Source organism: Nocardioides currus (assembly GCF_003057875.1).
Lineage (GTDB): Bacteria > Actinomycetota > Actinomycetes > Propionibacteriales > Nocardioidaceae > Nocardioides > Nocardioides currus.
In genome coordinates this window covers 1-6,050 of record NZ_PYXZ01000016.1, presented here as the reverse complement: position 1 = coordinate 6,050, position 6,050 = coordinate 1, and the positions used below count along the sequence as shown (strand labels likewise).

The 6,050-nt window shown below is 66.5% G+C and carries 4 protein-coding genes; all 4 read right to left on the bottom strand.

All coding sequences use genetic code 11. The annotated features are described in order from the left end of the window. Positions 1 to 313 precede the first annotated feature (313 nt). The 4 genes from C7S10_RS21855 to C7S10_RS21840 are packed head-to-tail and all read right to left on the bottom strand — an operon-like array spanning position 314 to position 5,440. Positions 314 to 1,510, bottom strand: a complete 1,197-nt coding sequence (locus tag C7S10_RS21855; protein WP_108347058.1) for an SAVED domain-containing protein — start codon at positions 1,508 to 1,510, stop codon at positions 314 to 316. Further along, on the bottom strand, positions 1,503 to 3,329 hold the full coding sequence (locus tag C7S10_RS21850; RefSeq protein ID WP_108347056.1) for a ThiF family adenylyltransferase: 1,827 nt from the start codon (positions 3,327 to 3,329) through the stop codon (positions 1,503 to 1,505). Before C7S10_RS21850 ends, C7S10_RS21855 begins: the two co-directional genes overlap by 8 nt. A 42-nt stretch (positions 3,330 to 3,371) precedes the next feature. Beyond that, positions 3,372 to 4,403, bottom strand: coding sequence for an SMODS domain-containing nucleotidyltransferase (locus C7S10_RS21845; protein WP_108347054.1), 1,032 nt, complete (start codon positions 4,401 to 4,403; stop codon positions 3,372 to 3,374). After that, a complete protein-coding gene (locus C7S10_RS21840) occupies positions 4,400 to 5,440 on the bottom strand; it encodes a CBASS cGAMP-activated phospholipase (protein ID WP_108347052.1) in 1,041 nt (346 codons plus the stop codon). Before C7S10_RS21840 ends, C7S10_RS21845 begins: the two co-directional genes overlap by 4 nt. Positions 5,441 to 6,050 lie beyond the last annotated feature (610 nt).

The following is a 6,050-nucleotide window of genomic DNA, read 5'->3' as shown; positions in this document are numbered from 1 at the left end:
GCGGCGGAATGGGCTACGGCGCGTGTGACGGCGATCCAGGAGCAGCTTCCGCAGGTGCGCTCCTGCCTCGCTACCGCTATGTTCAGCCGTCGTCCGGGCGTAGAAGCGTTGAGGCTCTACCTGTCAGAGGAGTGTCGTCGCTGCAGCTTGGGCCTCGGGGGCACCGCTGCAAGCTCAAGGAGCTCTTGGCATCGATGAGTTCGGCCTCGTCGATGGGGGCAGGCTTTGCGACACCGTGCTGGTGGGCCGGCAGCACGACAGTTGTCACGCTCAGTGGGCTGACCGTCGGACGCGCGTGGCTCCGGCCGTAGCTCTATTCGTTGACGCGGAGCACCGCCTCGTATGCATGTTCGGACCGCTCGTAGACGGTGACTGGCGGGTGGATGTTGCGGACGAATGCCCGACCCGACTCGATGGAGGCAGTCACCGGTGCTGAAGCGATCAAGTGCCAGCGGTTCGCGTTCGGAAACCGCGCTTCGGCCGTGGCAAGGGCAACTCGCCACTGCTCTCCGAAGTTGATCAGCGACTGCTCGTGCGCGAGCAAGGTCGGCTTGGGCGAGGTGTCGGCAGGCCGAACCTCAATCACGGGCGCTCCGTCGAGCGTGTCCGGGAACGCGGTCCGGTTCACCTCGCTCGTGAGCGCACAGACCAGCACGACGTTCTCGGCTGACGACTCTGCATCGGACGACGTGACCTCGAAGTCGACGGGATCGCCTTGGTCGGTCCAGGACCAGCCGACGAACTGGTCGCGGTGTTTCTGGAAGAGACGTGTCGGAGTCTTGTCGTCCAAGTGCGATCCCAGGTACACGAGCAGTGGCACCGGGGCGATGGCGAACACGGAGATATGCTCGACATCGCCGCTTGCGATGGCTTGGTGCACCTGAGCGACCACGTCGTCGATCGACTGCTGGGCGGCATCCCAGAATCCTCGCCCACCGGCAGAGCCACCGATGCGACAAGTGAAGTCACCGCTGCGTTGGGTTTCGACGAGCCCGAGATAGTTGACCGCTAGGAGTGTTTCGGCGACCTCGCGTTGCGACGCCATTGCGAGTGCACCGCGGATCATGCATCCGACGCGAAGAGCTGCTGTGCGCGTGAGCCCGCCGTGTTCGGTAACCATCTCGATGCGGCGCTCGAAGGCCTCCTTGATCTGGCGCAACTTCTCGGGCGGGAAGAAGTCGATGTGGTCGGAGTGGTCGATGATCTTGTGGCAGTCGTGGCACAGGAGCAGGAGGTTCTCCTCAGCCTCGGTGTCGTCGACCCCGTCGTTTTCGACGCTGCGGGGCGAGGCGTCTCCGTCGGTCGCGCCGATGTTGTGTGCGAGCTCGGCCAGGAGGACGGAGTGGAGGTAGGTCCGATGGTCGCCGAGGAGTCGGCGGTTGCAGATCGTGCAGCGGCCAGCGGTGCGTGCCCACAGCGCGTTGCGGACCGAGTCCGTGATTCGGTCGCGCTTGACGGTGGTGTTGCGGGAGTCGACAGGGGACTCTGCGGGTTGCCGCGGGTCAGGCATCCGACCCCTCCTCGGTCTCGGTCGCGTCCGCATCTGGATGCGCAGGTCCTGTCGTCTCGTTGACGGTGATTGGCACGAAGTGCCGGATGGGCCCGGCCTCTCCGTGCGCCAGGGAGATCAGGTGCGTCCCGGACAGTGGGTCGGCGGACCCGAGGTGGGACCCCAGAATGCTGGTCAGGCTGGCAGCCACGGCGCTCAGGTCGGCAGCGGATCCGTGGAACGTCGGAGTCGAGCAACCGCGCGTGGGGATGATCTCGTCGGTGTCGGCATCGGCGCCCCACAACTCCCGGAACGGCTCCAGCGCCTTCGCTGTCTTGGCGGCTTCTCCGACCTGAGCGTCGATGGTCAGGCAACCGGTGGTCTCCGGGGGCATCGAGACAGTGAGGATTCCTTGGGTGCCGGTCCGCACGTCGCAGGCCATCTGGGCGATCACGGGCCGGGCGGCATTCGCAGCGACACGATCGAGCAGGCGCCCGATCGCGATGCTCACGGTCGCATCGATGACCAGATCGGCCCCGTCCCAGTCCGAGGCCACCGGCATGGGCGCGTTACGCGCGACCACCTCCACGGCGTCGGCGGTCGAGCGAAGGCGCTCGGCCAGTGCCTCCACCTTCGGGCGGCCGACGTCGGCCTCGGTGAAGTTCTGGCGCACCAGCAGACCGCCCGTGACGCGGCCGGGGTCGCACAGCACGACCTTCGTAGCGCCCGCGCGTACGACGAGCTCGGCGACCCACGAGCCGAGGCCACCGCAACCCCAGACGTGCACCGTCTTGCCTGCGAAGGCGGACACCGGTCGCGTCGAGTCGCGACGCGTGGTGACCTTCTCCCGCTCGTCGGAGACAGGCAGCCACTCCACGTCGATCTCGGGCTCTATCTTGGCCGGGTCGATGTTGATGACAGAACTCCTCATGGTGCTCGCTCGGGCGTGGGCGCGGAGCCGGTCAGCGCCGGGCCCGGGGATGCTGGCGACCAGCAGGTGAGGCTCACCGCCTGTGGGGTGAGGGACCGCGATCACGATGCGCTGCGCGGTGCCGTCGGGCTTGCGGATCGCGCTGGCGGCGACGGCCGTCAGGAATGGCACCGCGAGTCCGGCGAGCCAACGCACGGTCGTGAACGCCTCGCCAGGAGCCGGGAATCCCGCGTACGGATCCTCGACGACGCTCAACAGCTCCGGCAAGGTGCTACCCGCCCCCAGCGGGAGGGCGGCGTCCAGGTGAACGATCGGGACGTGCTCGGCTGCGCCGCTCCTGTCGCGTTCGAGGGTGAGGTCGTAACGGAGCGGGGCTCGCTCGATGAGCCACCCGTGTTGGACGAGCACTCCTGTGGGCAACGAGTCCCGAATGACGGCGCTCGGGGCGCCGTCCGTCTCGTGGAGGACGCCGCCGACGGCGTGGTACAGCGCCGTCTGCGCGTCGAAGCGCCCCGCCGCGGCGTCTTCGAGCCACTCCATCAGGCGGTCGACGAGCCCGCCGAAGCCGTGAGCCGGGTCCCACTCACGCGACGGGTCGAGATACAGGCAGAGCCGCATCCCCAGGAGGACGTGTGCGTGGTTGAGGAACCGCAGGTGGTCGACGTCCACGCGAGGTGGTGCGAGGTCGGTCTGCCCCACGGTGACCAGAAACTCCTCGTATTCGCGCAGGCGCAGGCCGCCATCACCGTGTTCGATGTCAGCGGTGCGCACTCGTAGCCGCAGGTGCATGTCCTTGCCCCGGCATCGGTACCTGCCGACCATCTCGACCTCGCCCGGGAATGCGGTCTCGAAGGCGTCCAGGTCGGAGAGGACCCTGGACTGCCACTCGCTGATGCGCCTCCCGCTCACAACGCCCCCGCCCGGCCGCTCACCCGGGCGTTCAACCGGCGCTCACCCGGCGCGGCCGGAGTGCTTGACGGTCGAAGTGGAAGCGGCTGCCGCGGCACCGATCGAGATGCCGCTGAACTTGCTCGACCCCGCCGTGCCGGACGACGACTCGGTCGCCTTGGGTGCCTTGAAGGCGTCGCCGAACAGCGCCTGCCACTTCTTGACGCTCTCGTCGAAGTCCTCCTCGTCGTAGGCGTCCTTGATCTCGGCGGCGTGGACGTTGATCCGCTTGCGGAAGTGGGCGTAGGTCTCCTGGCTCCACCGGTGGTCGAACGAGGTGCCGGAGCCGGAGGGGTCCATGATGTTCGGCTTGTACGGGTTGGCCTGGAGGTAGTCGTCGAGGTCGGAGACGATGTGGAGCAGGGCCGTCGGCAGGTCGCTGTAGTAGCCCGCATCGAGGGTGGTGCGCCACTCCTCGACCCGCTCGCCGAGCAGCGTCGTCAGCAGGATGGACTTCGTCCCGGTCCAGGAGTTCTTGTGGTCGCGCAGGAACTTCATGACCCGGATGACCTCGCGAAGGCGCTTCTTGGCGATGCCGTCCTTCTTCTTCATCCACTCCGTGAAGCCCTCGGGGTCGGTGCGCTCCCACGTGTTGTCGTCGCGGTTGATGATCCACTTCGTGCCGTCGTCGCGGACGACGAACGGGACGATGTCGACATGCATCGCGTTCTCGGCGTAGTTGACGTAGACGCAGCGGCACTTCCGGCCGTGGGGCATGTCCTTGTACGGCGAGGTCTTGTGGAGGACGTCGTAGACGGCGTTGCCGTACTTCTTCAGGTCGTCGGCCCAGTCGGGGTCCTCGACCATCTGGATCATGAAGTCCGCGTCGAACGCGTTGCCGTTGACCGGCTTGATGATCGTGCGCTGGGGCCAGGAGCCCTGGGGCACCTTCTTCTTGACCAGCGGCCCCAAGGTCGCGTCACCCTTCAGGCAGTTGTAGATCGAGTCGACCCGGTTGCTGAGCAGGTCGATCTTCGACTCCGGCAGGTTGACGGTGTTGTCGAGGAAGTTCTGGAAGTAGTCGGTGTGCTTCATGCTGCGCCTCCGGGCATCGTCGGGGTGCCGGGCTCCTCGCCGTCGGCGTGCTGGGGGTTGGGGGTGTACCGATCTGCCGTGTGCTCGGCGAATCGTTCGGTGAACAGGGGACTCAGGACCCGGCTCTGGCCAGCGGCCAGTCCGGCGAGCGCCTCGGGGCTGGCCCGGTCGAGGGTGAAGACGTTGCCGGGCACCAAGGCGTCGAACCGGACAAAGTCGTCCTTGCCGACCAAGTGCGCCGCAGTCCCCTGAGTTCCCCGGCTGGCGGCGGTGATCATGAAGCTCGCAGCGGGCTTGGCCCAGTTCAGCCAGCCGCCGGTGTCGAGTCTCTCAGCATGGTTGGTTCGCTGATCGACGGTGCCCACGTTGAGGACCCGGATGTCGTCGAGGTCGGCGTCGAGCATGCTCACGGCCTCGCCGATGGCGACGACGGACGGGTTGTTTGCCCAGACCCCACCGTCAACCAGACGTTGTCCGTCGACGCTGGCGGCCTCGAAGTAGGTCGGTGCCGCGGTGGTCGCCATCGCGACGTCGACCATCGGGATCCTCCCGTCGCGTCGGAGACGCGGGTGGTGCGGGGTCTTGAAGATGTGCACCTCCGCGCGCTGCACGTCCCAGGACGGGATGATGAGCCGCTTGGTGCTCTCACCGAGCAGGCGCTGTCCGAGGACCTCAGAGAGGCCGTCTCGCAGGAGCGCACCGGAATACACCGGACCGAGGGCGCGCGCGCCGACGCGCCACGGCGCACGACGCGACGGAGGGAAGACCCGCTCGGTTAGGTCGGTGTAGCGCTCGACGATCTCGGCTGGAGCCAGTCCGGCTCCGAGGCCGAGCGCGAGGATCCCACCGGCCGAGGTCCCGGCGATCAGGTCGAAGTGGTCGGTGATGCGGACCCCGAGGTCGGCTTCGAGGCGGGCGAGAACGTGGGCGGTGAAGAGCGCCTTGACTCCGCCGCCGTCCAGGGCGAGCACCTGGAACGGCTTCGGACCCGGCGGCGATGCCGACGGGTCGCGAGTATGGCTGGGGTCGCTGGGCACTGCGGTCCTCCTGAAATCGTCACCCGACGACGAGAACCCTGTACCCGAGGATGTGTGATCTCCAGAACAGGTACGGCGGTTCTTCTTCCGAAGACCCCACACCCGACCTATGCTGGCGAACAACCACGAAACACCGCGTAGGCCCTGAAATCAGACATCTCTCTGGCTCGGGGCCTTCGTGCTGTCTGGCAGAGGTCGATCTGACCTCCCTTACAGGGTACCGGCGACCACCGACAAATTCGGACTGGTCAGGGTCGTCGAATAACAGGCTTGTAGTTATCCCCAGGATGGACCGACGGTTCCCCACATCTTGTGGTTGGCTCAGATCGATCTGCTACATGTTGGGTCGCGGCCCGATTACTCGGGAATGCAAGCTTGACCGATCGCTAGCACTTCCGCCGCATTGGTCACAGGCGTCACGTCATCCACAGGATGCACGATGGGGATTGTGGCAAAAGTTTTACTTTTGTTGCGACGGTTGGGCGCGATTTGAGCGCCAGCGAGTTGTTCACGGACCGCGGTTGGCGCTGCCTCGCATGCGGAAGACTGCTGCCGAATCATCGAGTGAGCGCACAGCGCAGACCCGTACCGCGCTGCGTCATAGTGGGCG

What these genes read in the sequence shown, in the direction of transcription:
- C7S10_RS21845 (WP_108347054.1), bottom strand. Translation starts at nt 4,403, where the DNA reads ATGAAGCACACCGACTACTTCCAGAACTTCCTCGACAACACCGTCAAC.
- C7S10_RS21855 (WP_108347058.1), bottom strand. Translation starts at nt 1,510, where the DNA reads ATGCCTGACCCGCGGCAACCCGCAGAGTCCCCTGTCGACTCCCGCAAC.